Annotated in this window: 23 protein-coding genes; 14 read left to right on the top strand and 9 right to left on the bottom strand. The window is 68.8% G+C overall.

Annotated elements, in window-relative coordinates; translation table 11 throughout:
• Positions 1–132 precede the first annotated feature (132 nt).
• Positions 133–774 (top strand): protein NO VEIN domain-containing protein, encoded by a 642-nt coding sequence (locus E1284_RS02680; protein WP_165965101.1) that lies wholly within the window; start codon positions 133–135, stop codon positions 772–774.
• On the opposite strand, the gene E1284_RS02685 is transcribed toward E1284_RS02680, so the two are convergent.
• Together E1284_RS02685 and E1284_RS43920 are read right to left on the bottom strand one after the other, a co-directional pair.
• Positions 744–1,253: a very short patch repair endonuclease gene (locus E1284_RS02685; RefSeq protein ID WP_279433015.1), complete on the bottom strand. Its 510-nt coding sequence runs from the start codon at positions 1,251–1,253 to the stop codon at positions 744–746. The genes E1284_RS02680 and E1284_RS02685 overlap by 31 nt on opposite strands.
• A gap of 6 nt (positions 1,254–1,259) precedes the next feature.
• A complete protein-coding gene (locus tag E1284_RS43920) occupies positions 1,260–1,511 on the bottom strand; it encodes a DUF6881 domain-containing protein (RefSeq protein WP_424923463.1) in 252 nt (83 codons plus the stop codon).
• Positions 1,512–1,944: 433 nt separating this feature from the next.
• On the opposite strand from E1284_RS43920, the gene E1284_RS02690 reads away from it, so the two are divergent.
• Positions 1,945–2,790 carry an SEL1-like repeat protein gene (locus E1284_RS02690; protein ID WP_131936642.1) on the top strand — a complete coding sequence of 282 codons (846 nt, stop codon included), beginning with the start codon at positions 1,945–1,947 and terminating at the stop codon, positions 2,788–2,790.
• A gap of 183 nt (positions 2,791–2,973) precedes the next feature.
• Complete coding sequence (locus tag E1284_RS02695) at positions 2,974–3,183, top strand: hypothetical protein (RefSeq protein ID WP_131936644.1); 210 nt, start codon at positions 2,974–2,976, stop codon at positions 3,181–3,183.
• Positions 3,184–3,297: 114 nt separating this feature from the next.
• Here the strand turns inward: E1284_RS02695 and argS are convergent, their stop codons facing one another.
• On the bottom strand, positions 3,298–5,025 hold the full coding sequence (gene argS, locus E1284_RS02700) for an arginine--tRNA ligase (RefSeq protein WP_424923464.1): 1,728 nt from the start codon (positions 5,023–5,025) through the stop codon (positions 3,298–3,300).
• 29 nt (positions 5,026–5,054) lie between these two features.
• The gene (locus E1284_RS42850) at positions 5,055–5,297 is read right to left on the bottom strand and encodes an SDR family oxidoreductase (RefSeq protein ID WP_243714213.1); all 243 of its coding nucleotides are present in this window, start codon (positions 5,295–5,297) and stop codon (positions 5,055–5,057) included.
• 335 nt (positions 5,298–5,632) lie between these two features.
• Between E1284_RS42850 and E1284_RS02710 the strand changes: the two genes are divergently transcribed.
• From E1284_RS02710 to E1284_RS02730, 5 genes are all read left to right on the top strand, one after another.
• On the top strand, positions 5,633–6,094 hold the full coding sequence (locus E1284_RS02710; RefSeq protein WP_131936650.1) for a nuclear transport factor 2 family protein: 462 nt from the start codon (positions 5,633–5,635) through the stop codon (positions 6,092–6,094).
• 102 nt (positions 6,095–6,196) lie between these two features.
• On the top strand, positions 6,197–7,417 hold the full coding sequence (locus tag E1284_RS02715; RefSeq protein ID WP_131936652.1) for a hypothetical protein: 1,221 nt from the start codon (positions 6,197–6,199) through the stop codon (positions 7,415–7,417).
• On the top strand, positions 7,417–8,199 hold the full coding sequence (locus E1284_RS02720) for an SDR family oxidoreductase (RefSeq protein ID WP_131936654.1): 783 nt from the start codon (positions 7,417–7,419) through the stop codon (positions 8,197–8,199). Before E1284_RS02715 ends, E1284_RS02720 begins: the two co-directional genes overlap by 1 nt.
• A gap of 23 nt (positions 8,200–8,222) precedes the next feature.
• Complete coding sequence (locus tag E1284_RS02725) at positions 8,223–9,383, top strand: sulfotransferase family protein (RefSeq protein WP_131936656.1); 1,161 nt, start codon at positions 8,223–8,225, stop codon at positions 9,381–9,383.
• Between the two features lie 87 nt (positions 9,384–9,470).
• Positions 9,471–9,926, top strand: a complete 456-nt coding sequence (locus E1284_RS02730) for a YbaB/EbfC family nucleoid-associated protein (protein WP_165965102.1) — start codon at positions 9,471–9,473, stop codon at positions 9,924–9,926.
• An 11-nt stretch (positions 9,927–9,937) separates the two neighbouring features.
• Here E1284_RS02730 and E1284_RS02735 read toward each other — a convergent pair whose 3' ends face one another.
• From E1284_RS02735 to E1284_RS02745, 3 genes are all read right to left on the bottom strand, one after another.
• Positions 9,938–10,837: a hypothetical protein gene (locus tag E1284_RS02735; protein WP_131936660.1), complete on the bottom strand. Its 900-nt coding sequence runs from the start codon at positions 10,835–10,837 to the stop codon at positions 9,938–9,940.
• Entirely contained in the window at positions 10,837–11,754 is a 918-nt protein-coding gene (locus E1284_RS02740) for a hypothetical protein (protein ID WP_131936662.1), read from the bottom strand. Before E1284_RS02740 ends, E1284_RS02735 begins: the two co-directional genes overlap by 1 nt.
• Positions 11,755–11,817: 63 nt before the next feature.
• Positions 11,818–12,087: a hypothetical protein gene (locus tag E1284_RS02745; RefSeq protein WP_131936664.1), complete on the bottom strand. Its 270-nt coding sequence runs from the start codon at positions 12,085–12,087 to the stop codon at positions 11,818–11,820.
• Between the two features lie 260 nt (positions 12,088–12,347).
• Here E1284_RS02745 and E1284_RS02750 point away from each other — a divergent pair, with 260 nt between their 5' ends.
• Together E1284_RS02750 and E1284_RS02755 are read left to right on the top strand one after the other, a co-directional pair.
• Positions 12,348–13,907, top strand: a complete 1,560-nt coding sequence (locus E1284_RS02750; RefSeq protein WP_131936666.1) for an FAD-binding oxidoreductase — start codon at positions 12,348–12,350, stop codon at positions 13,905–13,907.
• Positions 13,908–13,993: 86 nt separating this feature from the next.
• The gene (locus E1284_RS02755) at positions 13,994–14,797 is read left to right on the top strand and encodes a class I SAM-dependent methyltransferase (protein WP_131936668.1); all 804 of its coding nucleotides are present in this window, start codon (positions 13,994–13,996) and stop codon (positions 14,795–14,797) included.
• Here E1284_RS02755 and E1284_RS02760 read toward each other — a convergent pair.
• Complete coding sequence (locus E1284_RS02760) at positions 14,784–15,152, bottom strand: ArsR/SmtB family transcription factor (protein ID WP_131936670.1); 369 nt, start codon at positions 15,150–15,152, stop codon at positions 14,784–14,786. The genes E1284_RS02755 and E1284_RS02760 overlap by 14 nt on opposite strands.
• 93 nt (positions 15,153–15,245) lie before the next feature.
• On the opposite strand from E1284_RS02760, the gene E1284_RS02765 reads away from it, so the two are divergent.
• The 4 genes from E1284_RS02765 (at position 15,246) to E1284_RS02780 (ending at position 19,587) form a co-directional block, all read left to right on the top strand.
• The gene (locus E1284_RS02765) at positions 15,246–16,664 is read left to right on the top strand and encodes an FAD-dependent oxidoreductase (RefSeq protein ID WP_131936672.1); all 1,419 of its coding nucleotides are present in this window, start codon (positions 15,246–15,248) and stop codon (positions 16,662–16,664) included.
• Positions 16,665–16,668: 4 nt separating this feature from the next.
• Positions 16,669–17,904: an MFS transporter gene (locus E1284_RS02770; protein ID WP_131936674.1), complete on the top strand. Its 1,236-nt coding sequence runs from the start codon at positions 16,669–16,671 to the stop codon at positions 17,902–17,904.
• A gap of 121 nt (positions 17,905–18,025) precedes the next feature.
• On the top strand, positions 18,026–18,442 hold the full coding sequence (locus E1284_RS02775; protein ID WP_131936676.1) for a YciI family protein: 417 nt from the start codon (positions 18,026–18,028) through the stop codon (positions 18,440–18,442).
• Positions 18,442–19,587: an RNA polymerase sigma factor gene (locus E1284_RS02780; protein ID WP_131936678.1), complete on the top strand. Its 1,146-nt coding sequence runs from the start codon at positions 18,442–18,444 to the stop codon at positions 19,585–19,587. Before E1284_RS02775 ends, E1284_RS02780 begins: the two co-directional genes overlap by 1 nt.
• Before the next feature lie 18 nt (positions 19,588–19,605).
• Here E1284_RS02780 and E1284_RS41160 read toward each other — a convergent pair.
• Positions 19,606–20,079 (bottom strand): hypothetical protein (locus E1284_RS41160; RefSeq protein WP_207923520.1); only part of this gene is annotated, 474 nt, incomplete at its 5' end.

Below are 20,079 nucleotides of genomic sequence, written 5' to 3' on the forward strand. Positions count from 1 at the left end.
GGCCGGGCGAGGTGCCGGGCGCTCTTTACCACTCATGCCGATTACAGCGACATCAGTCCTGCCCAGTACGACGAGGCGTACAGATGGCTGGCCGAGACGGGCCTTGCGCGAGGGCTAGACGACACCACTCCAGTGGGGCAGCGCATCTTCCGGGCTGTACTCCTGGCCGGCGGTGCTCCGTGGTTTCCAGATGCCGACCTCCATGTACGCGAACCTGCTGAGCTGCCCATTGATGCAGTACGAGCCGCCGCGGTGCTCGGGCTCAGCGACCTGGAGGCATTCCAAGAAATCCATGCCGTGTGGGGCAAGGTCGACGCGGCGACACGCTTGAAGGTGGGTTCGGCCGGAGAGGCTGCTCTCGTGCGGCTGCTCACGGCGTCCACCACCGCGGCGGTCGAGCATGTCGCCGCTCACTCTGATGGTTACGGCTACGACATCGCGGTGCTTGCCGGCCGGCACAGCCTGCACATCGAAGCCAAAGCCACCACACGTCGCAACCGCCTTACCTTTTTCCTATCGCGGCGCGAGTACGAGGTCATGCGATACGACCAGTCCTGGCAGCTGGTCGTCGTCCAACTCACGGACGACCTTGCTGTCAGCGCGGTCGGCTCTGTCGACCCGAGCTGGATCGAGGCCCAGGCTCCGGACGACCAGGGGCCGCTCGGGCGCTGGGAGTCGTGCCGGATCGACGTACCACCGGAGCAAGTAGCCGACGGAATCCCGCGGCTCGGTCCCGTGCTAGCTCAGGGGGCATCGCCGCTGCTGCGCGGCTGAAGCGACGGGCCTCCAGCCGAGCGGCGGCGGGCCAGGACTGCTTCGCAGACGGTACGGGCACAGCCAGCAGCCGCCTCGTGCTCCCAGAAGCGCAGCACCAACCAGCCAGCTTCCTCCAAACGGGCGTCAGTGTCCCGATCGCGCTCCATGTTGCGGCCGATCTTGTCGCGCCAGTACTCCGGGTTGGTCTTCGGCGGCACGAAGTGCTCAGGGCAGCCGTGCCAGAAGCAGCCGTCGATGAAGACGGCGACCCGAGTCGGCCGGAAGACCAAGTCAGCGGTCCGGCGCATACCTGCGAGCGGCTTGGCTGCCACCCGGTAGCGCAGCCCGGCGGCGTGAACCAGGGATCGCAGCGCGAGCTCAGGCGAGGTATCACGGTTCCGGTTGCCCAGCATGCTGCGCCGGTTGGCGGCCGACGATGCCCAAGAACCTTCCGGAGCCTGCCAGGATTCGCTGCCTGCCGCGTCACCGTCAGTCACGCGCACTCACTCCTCCTGCGCTGCCCGCGCCCGAACCCACGCCTCTTCGAACTCATGTTGGCTGATCACGCGAGGCCGGAGCTCGTTCTGGGCAGCGATCTCCTCCACCGTCCGACAGGCGCCCCGAAGGCAGGTGGCGCCGGACTCGCGGTGCTCGTCAGCGTACTCCAAGCGCCGTCTCGAACGACCTCGATCTTGCGGCTCTCGTAGCCGTCCTCGCCGTCCTCGCCGTCCTCGCTGTAGATTTCGACGGCTCATCGTTGAAGTCGTGGAACCACTTGACCTTCAAGTACCAGACCATCGTTCGCCCCCAGTCCTCGATCCTTCGCCGAGCGGCCGTGGTTCCCGCCCGGCGGGTCAGGTTGAGTTGCCGTTCTATGCCGCAACCTGACCAGTGCGAGAGAGCCTGCGTAGAGACGTTGAGCTGCTGAAATATTTCACAAGATGCACCTGCCGGTCGTGCGCAACCTTGCGAGAGCGTGTGGGTGAGTTACCGGCCCGCTGCGTCGGCGCAGGGATGGGCGGCGGACATGCGTTGCGCCGGTAGGCGCGAAGATGAAAAAAATTGAAATTGCGACATAGGTGGACGAAATGTGCGATGGTGCTGGTGTTGGGCAGGTATCGCAACTTGCGCAACTCTGGCATACCGGTCTAGCCTTCCTGATCGTCAGGTTCTCGGTGGAGTGGAAAGGTGCTCGGCGGCATGGAGGATGAGCAAGTCGTCAAGCGGATACCTTGTGAACAGACACGCATGGTGAAAGCACTGATCAGAAGGTCGGGACTTAACCAGGGCACCATCTCGGAAGAGAGTGAGCGCGTCTCGGAGGAATACAGGGAGATCTGCTCGGACCTGCCGAAAATCCTGAGTCGTCCGACGATCAGCCGCATGGTTACAGGTAGCAACTTGGTCAAGATGAGAAGATGCAACCTCGTGCTTCTCCATCTGACGGTCCGATGTGCTGAGAGTTCGATGCAGGGTGCCGGTGCCGCATCGCGCCAAGCAATGGAAGAAGCGGAGGCATTCGCTAGTGCTGTGCTCGCTGCGGGTGTTGAGTCGGGAGCGCGGCTGCCCAGTTCCTACGACCCTAATGATCCGCGTCATGATCGTACGGTCGACTTGTTCGGCGGCTATGGCATCAGCCTGCTCGAAGCCGGCGTTGCCAGAGGGGAAGCATCCTCATTGCGCAAACTTGCCGTGCTCCAGTGGCTCTCCGGCAACACTGACGATGCCCGCTATTGGAGCCGTCGGGCGGGTGAGGCGGTAGCGGAGCAGCCGTCTGCCCTCGACAACGCGAGTGCGGCGCAGGAGGCGTTCGCGGCAGGCCGCTGGTACCTCTTCCATCAAAACCGGGCGGTCGCTGAAACCTACCTCGAACTCGCGGCGTCGACCGGCCATGCCGATGCCGCCTTCCTCCTAGGTGAAGTCCTAGAGGCGCTGGAGCGCATCGAAGAAGCACGACGTTGGTTCTCGATCGCAGAGACCAACGGCCACAGCGAGGCCGGCGAGCGGCTGGCCGCCATCGATGGAGCCGCCTGACAGCTTGGTCGGCTGGGCCTCGGGCAGGATAGGCGACCGCCCGAGGCGAGTCTGGCAAGAGAGGGGGTGAGCGACCAGACGCAGACCTGACAGCACTGACGGGTTCCTCGATGACAGCGAGGAACCCGTCTGATGATCCGACCATCCCGGAGCTTCGAACCCACCAGGAAGGCCCAACCACCTATGAATCTGCCGCCCGGACCGCGTCGCCGTCAAATCTTCGTTGCGGCCGCTGCGCTGCTGATCGTCGGCGCGTTCGTGTTCGGCGTGCTGATCACGTACCACCCGCGGATCGCCGCGGCGGCTGGTGTCGTGGTCCCGCTCGTCCTCGGAGGCCTGAGTCTCCTTATCTCGCTGTACAAGGGCGGCTCTCAGCCGCCTACCACGACCTAGGGGTGCCGGGCGGTGGGCCTCGATCACTCCGGGGCCCACCCCGACTGCAGTAGTACGAGAGCCTCCCGTCCGGTACGCCGGGGCCCCATTCCCGTTGCTCGCAGGACATGCCCGTTACAGGCGTTCAGGGGCTTGGATTCCGAGGAGGGCGAGGCCGTGGCGGATCACGCGGGCGGTGTGGGTGCTCAGGGCGAGCCGGGATGCTCGGACGGCGTCGCCGGCGGTGAGGACGGGGCAGGTCTCGTAGAACGTCGAGAAGGCCGTCGCGGTCTCGAACAGGTGGGTGCACAGCCGGTGCGGTTCGGCGAAACGCGCGGCGGCGGTGACGGCGGCGGGGTACTGGCTGAGCTTGAGGGCCAGGGCTCGTTCGGCCGGCTCGGCGAGGAGCAGGTTCGCCGAACCGTCACCGGCGCCGCTATCAGCGGCCTTGCGGATCAGGGACCGGATTCTGGCGTGCGCGTACTGGAGGTAGGTGGCGGTGTTGCCGTCCATCGACATCATCCGGTCCCAGTCGAACACGTAGTCCTTCTCGCGCGCGGTGGACAGGTCGGCGTACTTGACGGCGCCGATTCCGACCGCGCGGGCGATCTCGGCCTGCTCGTCCGCGCTCAGTTCGCTGCGGTCGGCGACGATCGCGGCCGCGCGGGTCACCGCCTCTTGCAGAAGATCCGCCAGTTTCAGCCCGGCGCCCTTACGCGAGCCGAGGACCTTGCCGTCGCTGCCCAGCACCGACCCGAACGCCACGTGCGTTGCAGTGCTGGTCGGGGCGAGCCACTCGGCCTCTCGCGCAGCTGCGAAAATCATCTTGAAGTGCAGGGCCTGCGGCGCACCCACCACGTACAGCAGCAGATCGCCCTTGAGGTCCTGCGACCGGTAGCGGATGGTCGCAAGGTCGGTGGTGTCGTAGTTGTAGCCGCCGTCGCGCTTGCGGATGATCAGCGGTACGGGTGCGCCCTCGCGGCCGGTGAAGCCGCGCGGAAACACGCACAGCGCGCCCTCGCTGGGCATCGCGAGTCCCTTGGCGACCAGCTCATCGCAGGTTGAGCCCAGCACGTCGTTGCAGGCGCTCTCGCCCATGTAGTCAGCCGGGGTGAGTCGGACGCCGAGCAGGGCGTAGACGGCCTCCATGTGCCGCTTTGACTCCTCCAGTAGCCGCCGCCACAGGTCGAGGGTGGCGGGGTCGCCGGCCTGGAGTGCCACCACGCGCTTGCGGGCCCGCTCGGCGAAGTCGGGGTCGGCGTCGAACTTGCGGCTGGCCTGGACATAGAACTCATTGAGGTCGCCGATCGACAGCTCGCCACTGGTCAGGCCCTCGTCGACCAGGTGCTCCACGAGCTTGCCGAACGGGGTGCCCCAGTCGCCCAGGTGGTTCTGCCGGATCACCTCGTGCCCGAGTTCCTCGTGCAGCCGCACCAGCGCGTCCCCGATGATCGTGGAGCGCAGGTGCCCGACGTGCATCTCCTTGGCCATGTTGGGCGAGGAGTAGTCGATCACCACCCTGAGCGGGGCCTGCTCGGGGACGCCGAGCCTGTCATCGGCGGCGAGCGCGGCCAGATGCGCGGCCAGGAACTCTTCGGTGAAGGTGAGATTGACGAATCCGGGCCCGGCGACATCGGCGATCAGCCCGGTGGTGTCGAGGTGCGCGGCAATGGCGTCGGCGATCTCGCGGGACGGGCGGCCCAGGCGCTTGGCCAACGGCATCGCGGCGTTGCACTGGTAGTCGGCGGCCCGCCCGGGGGCCGAGGGTCGGATGACTGCCTGCTCGGGGGTGATCTCCACATCCAACGCGGCGTGGACCGCGTCGACGATGCGCCGTTCGAGTTCGGCGCCGAGATCTGGCAGCACGGTTTTCTCCCCTTCGAGATGGCTGGTCAGCGGGCTGACCGTGGTGAGTTCACGCTATCGCGGTGCTGTCCCGATTGGCCGAGGTGTTCGCCGGCGTCCACGTAAATCACCTGCCCGGTGACGCTGGCGGCCCGGTCGAGGAACCGGAGTGCTGCGCCAAGGTCGGCCAGCGTCGCGCGGCGCTGCAGCGGAGCCCGGCCGCGTGCGAGGGCGTACAGGTCGCCGCCGGAGCTGGGTACCAGGAACAGGCCGGGGGCCAATGCGTTCACTCGGACGCCGGGGCCTGGCCGGGGGATTGGGCAGTCTGGCGGGCCGGTTATGGAGCGGCCCCCTTCCTGCCTGCGACGCTGGCTGCGAGAGCTTGGGGTTGGGCCAGAGCCTGCGGTTGTGTCCGGTGGCCCGGGCGGGGGTCGTCTCGTTCCTGGCGTCCGGCGATACCAGGCCAGTCATCGGGCGGGTGGTCGATGTGACCGGCGACGCCGGGTTGTGAGTTCGGTGCACGGGTGAGCGTCCGTCCCCGAGTGGCCCAATGGGAACGGGCGGTGGGCGGTGAAAATAGAACCTGTTCTTGTCTAATCGGCCTGCAGCGGCCAGTCTTGGGCGCATGGATCTGGTTGCTCTGGAAGAGATTCGGCGGCTCAAGCACCGGTACCTGCGGTGTGTGGACCTCAAGCTGTGGGACGAGTTCGCCGAGGTGTTCACTGAGGACGCCGTCGCCGAGTACGACACCCCGGTGCTCAAGAAGACCCTCAGGTTGGAGGGGCGGGACGCGATCGTCCAGTACATGCGGGAGAACCTGGACGGCGGGAAGATCAGCGCGCACACGGCCGGGTGCCCGGAGATCGACATCGATGGGGACCGAGCGACTGGGATTTGGTCGCTGGACGACACGATCATCATCCCGGAGCACAAGCTGCTGATCCGCGGTGCCGCGTTCTACCACGACGTCTACCGGCGCGGGGAGGACGGGCGGTGGCTGGTCGAGAAGACCGGGCACCGGCGGACGTACGAGTACATGGTCTCGCTGGACGACGCCCCGAGCCTGAAGTTCACCACCTCCCATTGATCGGGACCGAGCGTTGACCAGAACCTAGAACGGGTTCTAGGTTCTGGTCCTCAGTGTCGCGTTCTCAACGGCGTTCGCGCCCCGCGTCCCCAGGAGAGCCCGGTGGCCACCGACTCAGCTGAAGGCAAGACCGATTCGTTCGAAGCCGCGACGCGTTCGTTCGCCGACGCGGTCGTGGAGGCAGAGCGGATCATCCGCAACGCGCCTCACGTCAAGACCGACCAGGACCTGGCCGAGGGGCTCGACTACCTCGCCGGCAGCATCAAGGCTTCGCTGCACATGGTCGGCGCCTACCAGCAGGACTATCCGTTCTTCGCGTCGTCGACCGGGCCGTACACCAAGTTGGGGCTCGACAACCCGGACACGCTGTACTTCCACGCCTACATCCGGGACGACGCCGAGTACGTGGTGACCGGACGGCGGGGGACGACCGCCGATCTGAGCTTCCAGGTCATGAACGGCGACTACTCGCCTACGCAGTCGCCCGACAGTCTGACCGCGTTCGATGACCGCGAACTCGACATCGCCGAGGACGGGTCGTTCCAGTTGAGGTTCGGGCCGCCGAAGGACGACCCTGGGCCTGGTTACGTCACGCTTCCGTCGGGCGCGGCCATGCTCATTGTCCGGGAGGTGTTCAGCGACTGGGAGAACGAGCGGCCTGGCGAGATTCGCATCCACCGAGCTGACACGCTCGGCACGTCGCCGCTCTCCGTTCCGTCCGAGCGGATGGCTCGGCGGTACCAGATCGCCGGGAAGATGCTGGTCTCCAGGATTCGCACCTTCCTGGCCTTTCCCGAATGGCACTACCTGCAGCTTCCGGTCAACACGATGACCGAGCCGCGGCCCACGCCGGGCGGCCTGGCCACGCAGTTCTCGTCCGTCGGGCATTACGACCTGGACGACGACGAGGTCATGGTCATCACCGCGCCGGCCGCCGACCGGGAAGTGGCGCCCTACCAGGGCTTCCAGCTCGGCAGTATGTGGTACATCTCGCTCGACTACATCAACCACCAGACGAGCCTCACCGCCGACCAAGCCCGCGTCGACGAGGACGGAATGATCCGGTACATCGTCAGCGAGCGTGATCCCGGGCTCGCCAACTGGATCGAGCGGACGGGCCACCGTCGCGGCTACCTGCAGTTCCGGTGGCAGCGGATCAGCCGTGACCTCACACCCGAGGACGGACCCAAGGTCGAGGTCGTGAAGTTCGACGAACTGCCTCGCGTCCTGCCGTTCCATGAGAAGCAGCGGATCACACCGCAGGAATGGGCCGAGAAGATCGCGACCCGTCAGGTCGCCGTTGCGAAGAGGATGCTCGGCTGATGGCGGACCTGCTCAAGGATAAAGTCGTCGTCGTTTCCGGGGTTGGGCCTGGGCTGGGGCGCGGGCTCGCCGTCCAGTGCGCCAAGGCCGGTGCCGATGTGGTGCTCGCGGCGCGCAATGAGCAGCGGCTCGCCGAGGTCGCCAAGGAAGTCGAGGACATCGGGCGGCGCGCCATCGCCGTCCCGACCGACATCAACGATTCGGCGGCGTGCGAGCGGCTCGCGGAGACGGCCCACGAGGCTTTCGGGCGCGTGGACGGTCTCATCAACAACGCCTTCGCGACACCGCCCCTGAAGGATCTGACCAAGGTCGATCTCGACGGGGTACGGGCCGGCTTCGAGACGAATGTGCTCGCTGCCCTGCACCTCACCAGACTTTTCGTCCCCGCGCTCGAAGAACACGGCGGGTCGGTCGTCATGATCAACTCGGCCGTCCTCCGCCACTCCCGCAGGACGTTCGGCGCCTACAAGATGGCCAAGGCCGCGCTCCTCGCGATGGCGCAGAACCTGGCGACCGAGTTGGGGCCGCGCGGCATCCGGGTCAACACCATCGCCCCCGGATACATCTGGGCCGACAACCTCCAGTGGTACTTCAACCACCTCGCCAAGAAGCGCGGCGTCACGGCGCAGGACATCTACGACGAGAACGCCGCGACGACCGACCTGCGGAAACTCCCCGAGCCGGACGAGGTCGCCGACGCCGTGGTGTTCATGCTGTCGCCGCTGGCCCGTGCGGTCACCGGACAATGCCTGGACGTCAATTCCGGCGAGTGGCACCACTAGGCACCCTAGGAAGGGGCGTACCGATGAGCGCACGCCGCGACAGCGTCGGGACGGTCGAGGACCTCCACGCGTCCGCCAGCAAGGTCACCGGCATGGACGACTTCGGTGGTGACGAGTACCTGGAGGGGCTCAAGGTTCTTCTAGAGTCCCTCGTGAAGGACGCCGGCCTCACCCCGTTCGGAAACAAGGCTCAGCGGGCGATGCTCCGAGGAGCGCTCGCCGCCCGGCAGTTCTCCGAGGCGGCGTGGAAACAGCATCCTGACCATGCGGACGTCCCCGTCGAACGGCCCATATTCGTCACCGGGCTGCCGCGAACCGGTACGACCGCGCTGCACAGGCTGCTCACCGCCGACCCCTCCCACCAGGGTCTCGACCTCTGGCTTGCCGAAGTGCCGCAGCCACGCCCGCCCCGCGACACCTGGGCCGACAACGCGGTCTTCCAAGCCATCGACGCCGGTTACCGACGCCATCACATTGAGAACCCCGAGTTCATGGGCGTCCACTACATCTCCGCAGACTCCGTCGAAGAGTGCTGGCAACTCCTCCGCCAGAGCATGCTCTCCATTTCCTTCGAAAGTTTGGCGCACCTGCCGACCTACTCGTCCTGGCTCGCCGAACAAGACTGGACGCCCGCCTACCGAAGGCATCGCCGCAACCTTCAGCTCATCGGCCTCAACGACGTCGGCCGGCGCTGGGTGCTGAAGAATCCCAGTCACCTTTTCGCACTGGACGCGCTGCTCGACGTCTACCCCGACGCCCTCATCATCCAGACGCACCGGAAGCCGCGCACCGCTATGGCGTCCATGTGCAGTCTCGCCGCACACGCCACCGCCGGATGGTCGGACGTCTTCACCGGCGCCACCCTCGGCCGCGACCAACTGGACCTGTGGAGCCGGGGCCTCGACCAATTCCGCGAGGTGCGGGCACGCCACAATCCCGACCAGTTCGCGGACGTCCACTACGACCACTTCGTCCGCGACCCGATCGGCACCGTCGAGGCCGTCTACACCCGCTTCGGCCTGCCGTTCACCGACGAGGCCAGAACCACGATGACGCAGCTCCACAACGAGAGCACGACCGGCGCCGCGAAACCCGCTCACCGCTACTCGCTTGAAGACTTCGGCCTCACCCCGGAAGAGGTCGACGAGCGTTTCGCCGACTACACGGCCACGATGCCAACCTGATTCGAGAGCACGCTCGGTTCTTCGGACGGGTGGCGACCCCCTAAGGTGGGCGGTTTACGCGCAAGCACGTCCGAAGGATTGATGAGAGTGAGCGAGTTCCCCGACATCGAGCGGACCCTCGGGATCGACCTCGGCGCGCATGTGGAACAGGCACGGCGCGTGGCCGAGAAGTCCGCGGAGTTCAGTGCTCGGCTGGCGGACATGGTCGGCCGCGCGGAATCCCCCGACGGCCGCGTCGGCCTGGGTTTCTCTCCGGAGAAAGGGCTGACCGGCGTGCGCATCGACCCGCGCGCCATGCGCATGGGGTCCGAGGAACTCGCGGAACTGATCGAGCAGCTCTCCAAGGAGGCCGTCGCGGACCTCGAAAGGCAGAAGCGGGAAGCCGCCGACGAGGTCTACGGAGAGGACGCGCAGAAGGTCAAGACGCCCCTCGATCCGGCCGCGATGCGGGATGCGCTCCGCGACATGAACGACGCCTTCTCGGGGGTCTCCCGCGACGCCACCGCGCTCATGGACCAGCTCCGCAAGAGGATGGGCCAGTAGGGCGAAAATCCTCAGTCGGCGCGGCCCTTGGTGAAGAGATAGGCGAGGGCCGTATAGGCGAGAGTGGGTGAGCATTCCGGCGACAGGCACAGCGCCCATGTCCGGCGGCGCAGCCGCGCGAAGCGGCCGACCTCTCGGCCGTCCGGGCGGACGATGGAGTGAACGTCGCTGGTGTGGCCCCGCGTCAGGATGATCTCGCCCAGCAGCGTTCCGTCCGGCCGCTCGATCCTTGGACGGCCGGACTGGAGCGCCAGATGGGGGATGACAGCCTCAGGGCGCCCGTCCGCAGAGAGCATCAGAACCTCGTCGGTGCGCCGCTCGATGAGGAACGCGACCTCCCCATCAGGACGCCGCGCGGACGCGAAGCGCCGCCGGTCAGCCCCAACCGGCACCGGCACGTCTGCGTCACCGAACTGGACGCGCAGATGCGGCTCCCCGCCGGGACGGACGGCGCCGTCGCGGTCCACCTCCAGCACCAAAAAGTCTTCCGGTGCGTCCAGCAGGTGCCGTGCCGTGGCGCCCACCTCGCGGTTGAGCCGCCGCCTGAGCACGAGATAGCCGGGGACGCAGAGCAGCAGCAGCGCCCCCGGAACGAGCATGATCCCCTCGCTCCCCAGTCCGCCCGCATGCGCGCTCAGCGGCCACGGCCCGAGCCTCGCCTTGACCGTCCGGCCGACGTCCTTCGGGCCCACATGGGCGACCTCGGTGGAATGCCGGTGCCCGCCCGAATCCGTCCACGAGCCGTGGCATTCGTAGCCGTAGCGCACCTGCCGCTCGCACCGGTCGACCCGCAGCGACACCTCTTTGCCGAACAGGTGCGTGTACACGGTCAGCAACGGCAGCGCGAGCAGCGCGACGCACGCCGAGAAGAAGAACCGCCGCACGAAACGGCGGCCGCTCGGGCCGGGCATTATTCGGCCGGAGGGTCCTCGAAAAGGCCCTCGTCGCGCTTGTTCTTGTCTCCCGCCGCGCCGGCGAAGTGGTCGGTGATGTTGCCGCCCGTCCAGACGCCGCTCGTGCCGAGCGAACCGCCGCCGCGCGCCGGGTTGCCCACCGGGCTCGGCATGCGGAGCGCCGGGTCGTTCCGGCCGAGCGGGGTTCCGCCGCCGACCTTCATGAGCGCGGCGGTCGCGGTGCGCTCGAGCCGGGAGATGGTGCCCCACACCATGTTGTCGGATGCGTCCCGGAGGCCGTTCTTGAAATCGTCGAGGGCGGCGTCGTTGCCGTGCGCCTTCTGCCATCCGATGTCCAGCGCCATCGCGCCGGTGATGACCGCGGCGCCGCCCGCCGCGACCGACGCGACCAGCCCGGAAACGCTCTCCAGGAAGGACGTGCATTCGATGGCGAATGCGGACGCCGAGGCGAGCACCGCGGGATAGGTGAACAGCCCGGCCAATGCGGCGGCGACGTACACCGCGTACAGGGCGATGAGTGCGGCGATGACGACCATCGCGACGACGACGAGGAAGCACAGCGCCGCCGTGATGGTCATCGCGGAGCCCACCGCGAACGCGAGCTGCTTCGAACCGGTGATCTGGGAGCGGTACTCGTCGATGCGCGCGTCATAGGCGTCGCGGTCCTTGCCCTGCCATTCGTCCTTCGGCAGGTTCGTGCTGTTGGCCGCCTCCTGGGCGTTCCCCAGCTGGTCGTAGTTGTCGGCCCATTTCAGGCCGGCGTCCAGCATCGCCTGCGGGTCGCACTGGTTCAGGTACATGACGACGGACGTCGTCCAGGCGGGTGGAATGAGCGCGGCGGCGACCTGGGTCACCGTCAACGCGGTCGCTCCGGCGAAGGCGACCGGGCTTCCGCCCGGTGTGGGGCCACCCATGACACTCCTGACTTCGGGGGCTGCGGCTACGAACGCGGGAAAGGCGGGAGGACCTCTTCGGCGTCACGGACGCGAAAGCGTGCTCTTGACCTCGGCGGATTCCCAATTGGTCGCCGACGCGGCGAGCAGGTCCCGGAAGGTGTTCAGCACCTTCTTCTTCGTCTCCAGGTCCTCTTCGGCGACGTCGAGGGCGGCGGCATAGGCCATCGACAGGACATAGGAGGTGGCGGTGAAGTTCGACTGGGAGATGCCGCGCGCGCCCTGGAGGTTGTTCCACGCCAGTTGCAGATACTCGTTGACGTCCCGATGCAGGTTCTTACCGTGCTGCGTCATCCGCTCCGGTGTGGCTTTGCGATCCGCGCCATCCCCGGGACTCATCGAGACCTCCGCCATCGTGGACGTGCTGAGACGAATTGGGCAGTCTAGCGAAGATCCCGTTCCTGTCATCCCGGTGCGCGGCCCCGGCTGGACGATCAGTCCACCGCCACATGACTGTCACTCTCCGTTTCCGGAGAGTAATCATCGGGAAGCTGAGGGTAGTCAGATGGTCCGCGCCAGCGGCCCCCCGGCCTCCCCGAGAAGGTGGTGTCCCGATGACCAGCAACGGCCCCCAGCCCTCGCCGACCGTCCAGCCGAACGACAAGCGGTACCCATCGCTCGCCCGCGGATTCAACCAGCGGTGGATCGCCCAGCCCGAATACGTCCGCATGCTGCGGACGGCCGAAGAAGCCAGGGAGGCGCTGGAGGAGGCGGTCCGGCAGAAGCCGAAGCACCCCGAGCGCACCCGCATCACCGTCCGTTCCGGCGGGCACTGCTACGAGAACTTCGTCTGCGGCGACGACGTGCGGGTCATCTTCGACGTCTCCCAGATGTGCGGGATGTACTACGACCCGCACATGGACGCCTACTGCGTGGAGGCCGGCGCAAGCAACTGGCACGCCTACAGCCACCTCTACCCGATCAGCGGACGGGCACTGCCGGGAGGCTCCTGCTATTCCGTGGGCCTCGGCGGGCACATCACCGGCGGCGGATACGGCCTGATGTCGCGCCAATTCGGGCTCACCGTCGACTACCTCTACGCGGTCGAAGTGGCGGTGGTGAGAAAGGACCACACCGTCGAACTGGTCGTCGCGCGGCGCGACGACTGGAACGCCGAGCGCAAGGAGCTGTGGTGGGCGCACACCGGCGGCGGTGGCGGCAACTTCGGGCTCATCACCAAGTTCTGGTTCAAGGACCTCCCGCAACCGCCCAGCATGGTGCGCCTGGCGGGCATCGCGTGGGACTGGGCCGACTTCACCAAGGACGACTTCGTCCATCTGCTCAACACGTTCGGGACGTACTTCCGCGATCACCAGGACCCGGCCACGCCACAGGGGAAACTGTTCGCCCTGCTCGCCCTCAACCACCACAGCAACGGCCAGATCGGGCTCACCGCACAGGTGGACGTCGACGATCCCGGCGGACGCGCCGCCATGAGCGAATTCCTCGAACGGATCGACAGCGGGATACGCGCCAAGGCGAAGTCGATGCACGCCCCGATGGGGGAGCGTCCCACCCTCGGCCACCTGAAGATCCCGAGGGACATGCCGTGGCTGACGGCCACCCAGGTCCTGGACAGCAGCGGCGAGGACCAGTGCGGAAAGTACAAGTCCGCCTACATGCGCAAGCCGTTCGACCCGAAGCAGATAGACGCGATGTGGTCCCATCTCAGCAAGGACGGGCCCTACCGCGACTACGGCAACAAGCAGTCGCTCATCCAGATCGACTCCTACGGCGGCGCCATCAACAATCCGCGCTTCGACACGGCGGCTCGGCAGCGCGATTCCATCATGAAGATGCAGTACCAGGTCTACTGGACGAAGGGCGACCCGCAGGAGCCCGCGTACCTGGACTGGATCCGCAAGACCTATCAGGCGACCTTCGCCGCGACCGGCGGCGTCCCCAAAGTGGGGACCTCCACTCCGAACGACGCGCTGACCGACGGCTGCTACATCAATTACCCCGACGTCGACCTCGACGACGGGGCATGGAACACCTCGGGCCAGAAGTCGCCGACCCTCTACTACAAGGACGGCTACGCCACCCTCCAGAAGGTGAAGCGCCGCTGGGATCCGCTGAACGTGTTCCGCAACAGCCAGTCCGTCCAGCCGTAGCAGGCTCGTCACTGTGGGTAGGTGGCCCGGTGACCGGGGTAGGGCACCCACCGGACCTGCCGGAACGTCCACGGGGGACAAACCAGATGACGAAACCGCCGCCACGCGTGCAGAGGAACCGCGCGAGCCTGCCGTACAAACTCCGCTATGCCGCCCAGAACCCGGACAAGGTTCAGGCGTACCTCGCCAGGCTGGCCCGCGACCTGAAACTCCGCGTCGCCAACCGGGGCCACGTGGCCTACTACCGGGCCGTGATGCGGGCGGACGCCGCCAAGAGCCCCGAGGCCGCCGTCGGCAGCCCGACCCGCGAGCGCTGGCTGAAGCTCGGCCAGATGCAGTTCGACTACCTGCTCAAGCACGGGCTCAAGCCCGGTGACCGGATGCTGGAGATCGGCTGCGGCAACCTGCGCGCCGGCTGGCGGTTCATCGACTACCTGGACGCGGGCAACTACTACGGCATCGACATCTCGCCCGACATCCTGCTCGCCGCGCAGACCACCCTCACCCGGCACGGCCTGCAGGACAAGCTTCCGCACCTCGCGCTCGTCGACGACCTGAAACTGGGGTTCCTGCCGTCACGGCACTTCACCGTGGTGCACGCGCACAGCGTGTTCAGCCACTCGCCGATCCAGGTCATCGACGAGTGCTTCGCCCACGTCGGCCGCGTCCTCGCGCCCGACGGCCTCTTCGACTTCACCTTCGACCGGACCGAAGGGACCGAGCACCACGTCCTCCGCGAGGACTTCTACTACCGCACCGAGACGCTGACCGGGCTCGCCGAACGCCACGGCTTCGCCGCCCGCTTCATGGACGACTGGGAGCGGCTCCCGCACGGCCAGTCCAAGATCCGCCTCACCCACGCCGAAAGCCGACCGGTCAGGCCCGGGTGAAGACGGGGATGGCGAACAGGCCGGACAGCCGAGCGACCGCGTCCGGGACGACCTTGTAGTACACCCACGTCCCGCGGCGTTCACCCTCGATCAGTCCCGCCTGGCGCAGCACCTTCAGATGGTGGGAGATGGTCGGCGCGCTCAACTCGAACGCCACGTTCAGGTCGCACACGCACGCCTCGCCGCCCTCCACCGAGGCGATCATGTTCAGCAGCCGGAGCCGCACCGGATCGGCCAGGGCCTTGAACACCTTCGCCAGCTCGGCGGCCTCCACCTCGCCCAGGAGCGGTCCGCTCAGCGGTGCGCAGCACGGCTGACCGGTCACGTCGTCGTCGATGCGCAAGAACTTAGACATACATCTAATTTGACATCTATCGAAGTGAAGGAGCAACCTGGCTCTTGCTTCGATGTCCATCGAAGCAGCAGACTGGAGTCTGGAGGAACCACTGTGTCCGAGACCAGAGAGCCGCTCCCCGTCGTCGTCATCGGGGCCGGGCCGGTCGGGCTGGCGGCCGCCGCGCACCTCGCCGAGCGCGGGCTCGACTTCCTCGTCCTGGAGGCCGGCGACGCCGTCGGCGCGGCGATCTCCGAATGGGGACATGTCCGGCTGTTCTCGCCCTGGCGGTACGACACCGACGCCGCCGCGCGCCGCCTTCTGGAGCCCACCGGCTGGACGGCGCCGCCCGCCGACGTCCTTCCCACCGGCGGCGAACTCGTCCGCGACTACCTGGTCCCGCTCGCCCGGACGCCCGAGCTGGCCGGACGCGTCCGGACGTCCAGCCGCGTCCTGGCCGTGACGCGCGACGGCGTGGACACCACCCGAACGGTCGGCCGCGACGACCACCCGCTGCTCGTCCGCGTCCAGGGCCGGGACGGGACGATCACCGACCTGCGGGCCCGCGCCGTCATCGACGCCTCCGGGACGTGGGGCAACACCAACCCGCTCGGTCACTCCGGCCTGCCCGCCCCCGGCGAGGACGATGCGGCCGCCCATCTGGCCGGCCCGCTGCCGGACGTCCTCGGCCGCGACCGCGACCGCTTCGCGGGCCGGCACGCGCTCGTCGTCGGCATGGGGCACTCCGCCGCCAACACCCTGCTCTCCCTCGCCGAACTCGCCGCCGAAGACCCCGCCACCCGCATCACGTGGGCCGTGCGCGGCGCCTCGGTCGCCCGCCTCTACGGCGGCGGCGACGCCGACGGCCTGCCCGCGCGCGGCGCGCTCGGCTCGCGGCTCAAGCAGGCCGTCGAGGCGGGCGCCATCGAACTGGTCCGCGGGTTCCGCATCAACCGTTTCGACGCCGAAGGCACCCAGATCCAGGTGCACGGAACCACCCCGGACGGGGCCAGGACGCTCACGGTCGACACGGTCGTGGCGGCGACCGGATTCCGGCCCGACCTGGCGATGCTCCGCGAGGTTCGGCTCGATCTCGACCCCGCCACCGAGGCGCCGGTGAAGCTGGCCCCGCTGATCGACCCGAACTTCCACTCCTGCGGGACGGTTCCGCCGCACGGCGAACGCGACCTCGCCCACCCCGAGACCGGGTTCTACCTCGCCGGGGCCAAGAGCTACGGCCGCGCCCCCACCTTCCTGATGGCGACCGGCTACGAGCAGGTCCGCTCGATCGCCGCCGCGCTGGCGGGGGACCGCGAGGCCGCCGACACCGTCCAGCTCGACCTGCCCGAGACCGGCGTCTGCTCCTCCGACCCGGCGAGCGAGGCCGAGGCGGGCGGCGGCTGTTGCGGAGGAGGCGGCGGGACGGCTCCGGAGCCGGTGTCCATCGGGTTCGGCGCCCCGGCCGGAGTCGGTTTCGCCACGGGACACCTGCACGGCCGCTCCGCCGACGCGGCCGGGGACGCCAACGTCTGACTCGATGAGCCGTGACCTCCCCGCCCCGCTCCCCGCGGCGCCTCCCGCCGCCGGGACCGGGGCGGCGCGCGTGTCACCGGTACCCCTGATCGCCCTGTGCCTCACCGAGATCACCAGCTGGGGCGTCCTCTACTACGCCTTTCCAGTGCTGGCACCGGCCATCGCCGCCGACACCGGCTGGTCGATCGCCACCGCCACGGCCGCGTTCTCCGCCGCCCTGGTCGTGGCCGCGCTCGGCGGCATCCCCGCCGGACGCCTGCTGGACCGGCACGGCCCCCGCGTCCTCATGACCACCGGCTCGGCCGTCGCCGCACTCAGCCTCGTCCTGATCGCCTCGGCGCCCGATCTCGCCTGGTTCACCGCCGGCTGGCTGCTCGCGGGCGTCGCGATGACCGCCGTCCTCTACCAGCCCGCCTTCGCCGCCCTCACCCGCTACTACGCGCCCCGCCACGTCCCGGCGCTGACCACCCTCACCCTCGTCGCCGGGCTGGCCAGCACCGTCTTCGCGCCCCTCACCGACGCACTGGCCAACGTGATGGACTGGCGCGGCGTCTACCTCGTCCTGGCGGCGGTCCTGGCTGTCGTGACCATCCCGCTGCACGCCTTCGCCCTGCGTCGGCCCTGGCCGCCCGCCCACACTGGACGCCCACCGGCCGGGGGCGATCCGCACAGCGTGAGCGCGACCGTCCGTAGCCGCCCGTTCATCCTCCTCACCCTCGCCTTCACCCTCGCGGCCTTCGCGATGTACGCGGTCATGACCAACCTCATCCCGCTGCTGACCTCGCGCGGCGCCGACTCCACGACCGCCGCGTGGGCGCTCGGCCTCGGCGGGGTCGGCCAGGTCGCCGGACGGCTCGGCTACGGCTCCCTCGCCCGCCGCACCACCGTCCGGGCCCGGACGGTCTGGATCCTGTCCCTCGGCGCGGTCACCACGGCGGGCCTGGCCGTCCTGCCCGGACCCGTCGCGCTGCTCACCGTGATCGCCGTCCTCGCCGGCGCCCCGCGCGGCATCACCACCCTCCTGCAGGCCACCGCCGTCACCGACCGCTGGGGCACCGCCGCCTACGGCTCCCTCTCCGGCATCCTCGCCGCGCCCATCACCACCGCGACCGCGCTGGCTCCCTGGGCGGGCGCCGCACTCGCCACCGCCCTCGGCGGCTACCCGAACCTTTTCCTCCTGCTGACCGCCTGCGCCACGGTCGCCGCGGTCCTCGCCACCGCCCCCACTCCCCGCCCCTGATCCAGGCCCGTCCACGAAAGTCCAAAAATGTTCTGGCCGGGATGTCGAGAATCCGTCGCCGGCTCCGTCCCCGGTGCGAACGCGGCCAGAATGGGTCGCACCAGCATCGAGGAGAACGACGATGGCCAAGTACCTGCTGCTCAAGCACTACCGCGGCGCGCCGGCAGCGGTGAACGACGTGCCGATGGACCAGTGGACGCCGGAGGAGGTCTCGGCGCACATCCAGTACATGAACGACTTCGCGGCCCGGCTGGAGGAGACCGGCGAGTTCGTCGACGGGCAGGCGCTCGCCCCCGAGGGCAGCTGGGTCCGCTACGACGGCGAGGGCCGCCCGCCGGTCACCGACGGCCCGTTCGCCGAGACCAAGGACCTCATCGCCGGCTGGATGGTGATCGACGTCGACAGCCACGAGCGCGCCGTCGAGCTGGCCGGGGAGCTGTCGGCCGCGCCCGGCGCCGGCGGCAAGCCGATCCACGAATGGCTGGAGCTGCGGCCGTTCCTGAGCGCGGCCCCCAGCACCACCGACGAGTGCCATTGATGGACGAGGCCCTCCTGCGGAGCCTCACCCCGACCGTCCTCGCGATCCTCGTCCGCCGCGGAGCCGACTTCGCGGCGGCCGAGGACGCGGTGCAGGACGCGCTGGTCGAGGCCGTCCGCGTCTGGCCGGACGACCCGCCCCGCGACCCCAAGGGCTGGCTGATCGCGCGGGCCTGGCGCCGGTTCCTCGACGCCGCCCGCGCCGACGCCTCCCGCCGCCGCCGCGAGGACCAGGTGGAGGAGGAGCCGCCGCCCGGCCCCGCGCCCTCGGCGGACGACACGCTGCAGCTGTACTTCCTCTGCGCGCACCCGTCGCTGACGCCGTCGTCGGCGGTGGCGCTGACGCTGCGCGCCGTGGGCGGGCTGACCACCCGCCAGATCGCGCAGGCGTACCTCGTGCCGGAGGCGACGATGGCGCAGCGCATCAGCCGCGCCAAGCGCACCGTGTCCGGGGTGCGGCTCGACCGGCCCGGCGACGTCGCCACCGTGCTGCGCGTCCTGTACCTGGTCTTCAACGAGGGGTACTCCGGGGACGTCGACCTGGCCGCCGAGGCCGTCCGGCTCACCCGGCAGCTCGCGGCCGCGATCGACCACCCGGAGGTGGCCGGGCTGCTCGCGCTGATGCTGCTCCACCACGCCCGGCGCGCCGCCCGCACCGCGCCGGACGGCGGCCTGGTCCCGCTCGCCGACCAGGACCGCAGCCGCTGGGACACCGCCGCGATCGCCGAGGGCGTCCAGATCCTGCAGGCCGCCCTCGCCCGCGACCGGCTCGGCGAGTTCCAGGCCCAGGCCGCGATCGCGGCGCTGCACGCCGACGCGCCCACCGCCGAGGAGACCGACTGGGTGCAGATCGTCGAGTGGTACGACGAGCTCGAGAAGCTGACCGGCAGCCCGATCGTCCGCCTCAACCGGGCCGTCGCCGTCGGGGAGGCCGACGGGCCGCGCGCCGGGCTGGCGGCCCTCGCGGAACTGGACGACACGCTGCCCCGCTATGCCGCCGTGGCCGCCTACCTCCATGAGCGCGACGGCGACCTGGCCACGGCCGCGCGGCTCTACGCCGAAGCGGCGCGCAAGGCTCCCAACCTCGCCGAACGCGACTATCTCACCCGGCAAGCCGCCCGCCTCAACACCGCCCGGCGCCGCTGAGCGGGCACCCGCCAGAAGTCAACGGCGGATGGCGATCACGGTGTTGTTCGGGAGTGTGCGCACGGTGAAGTGCGCGGATGTGAATTGGGTGGGGCGGAAGTGGATGTCGTTCCATGTCCATGTGCCTGGCTCGGTGTGCAGGATGAACAGGTCGATGGGGCCGTAGGGGGTGTGGGCGGCTGCGGTCGCGAAGGTGTCCGGGTCGGGGGTGGCGGCGAGCGTGGTCAGTGCGGTGTGCCGGTCGTCCCAGTGGGTGGTGCTGGAGGCGGCGGTGCGGTCGACCGCGATGTAGCCGGGCCAGGGCAGGTAGGCGAACAGTCGTTCGTCGTAGGAGAGCGTGCGTGGTGCGGCATTTGGTCCGAGGGCGCTTGTCACGGCGTCCTGGATCGGTTCGATGGGGAACCAGCGGGTCTTGGGTTCGGCCGGTGCGTAGCGTGGAAGCGAGCCGTTGGGGCGTGGTTCGGTGTGGGCGAGTACGGCGTAGCGCTGGGT

This window comes from Actinomadura bangladeshensis, assembly GCF_004348335.1.
Lineage (GTDB): Bacteria > Actinomycetota > Actinomycetes > Streptosporangiales > Streptosporangiaceae > Spirillospora > Spirillospora bangladeshensis.

Coding starts and splice junctions, on each gene's coding strand:
- E1284_RS43920 (WP_424923463.1), bottom strand. CDS start 1,511: ATGAGCCGTCGAAATCTACAGCGAGGACGGCGAGGACGGCGAGGACGG.
- E1284_RS02695 (WP_131936644.1), top strand. CDS start 2,974: ATGAATCTGCCGCCCGGACCGCGTCGCCGTCAAATCTTCGTTGCGGCC.
- E1284_RS02710 (WP_131936650.1), top strand. CDS start 5,633: ATGGATCTGGTTGCTCTGGAAGAGATTCGGCGGCTCAAGCACCGGTAC.
- E1284_RS02720 (WP_131936654.1), top strand. CDS start 7,417: ATGGCGGACCTGCTCAAGGATAAAGTCGTCGTCGTTTCCGGGGTTGGG.
- E1284_RS02725 (WP_131936656.1), top strand. CDS start 8,223: ATGAGCGCACGCCGCGACAGCGTCGGGACGGTCGAGGACCTCCACGCG.
- E1284_RS02735 (WP_131936660.1), bottom strand. CDS start 10,837: ATGCCCGGCCCGAGCGGCCGCCGTTTCGTGCGGCGGTTCTTCTTCTCG.
- E1284_RS02740 (WP_131936662.1), bottom strand. CDS start 11,754: ATGGGTGGCCCCACACCGGGCGGAAGCCCGGTCGCCTTCGCCGGAGCG.
- E1284_RS02745 (WP_131936664.1), bottom strand. CDS start 12,087: ATGACGCAGCACGGTAAGAACCTGCATCGGGACGTCAACGAGTATCTG.
- E1284_RS02750 (WP_131936666.1), top strand. CDS start 12,348: ATGACCAGCAACGGCCCCCAGCCCTCGCCGACCGTCCAGCCGAACGAC.
- E1284_RS02755 (WP_131936668.1), top strand. CDS start 13,994: ATGACGAAACCGCCGCCACGCGTGCAGAGGAACCGCGCGAGCCTGCCG.
- E1284_RS02760 (WP_131936670.1), bottom strand. CDS start 15,152: ATGTCTAAGTTCTTGCGCATCGACGACGACGTGACCGGTCAGCCGTGC.
- E1284_RS02770 (WP_131936674.1), top strand. CDS start 16,669: ATGAGCCGTGACCTCCCCGCCCCGCTCCCCGCGGCGCCTCCCGCCGCC.
- E1284_RS02775 (WP_131936676.1), top strand. CDS start 18,026: ATGGCCAAGTACCTGCTGCTCAAGCACTACCGCGGCGCGCCGGCAGCG.
- E1284_RS02780 (WP_131936678.1), top strand. CDS start 18,442: ATGGACGAGGCCCTCCTGCGGAGCCTCACCCCGACCGTCCTCGCGATC.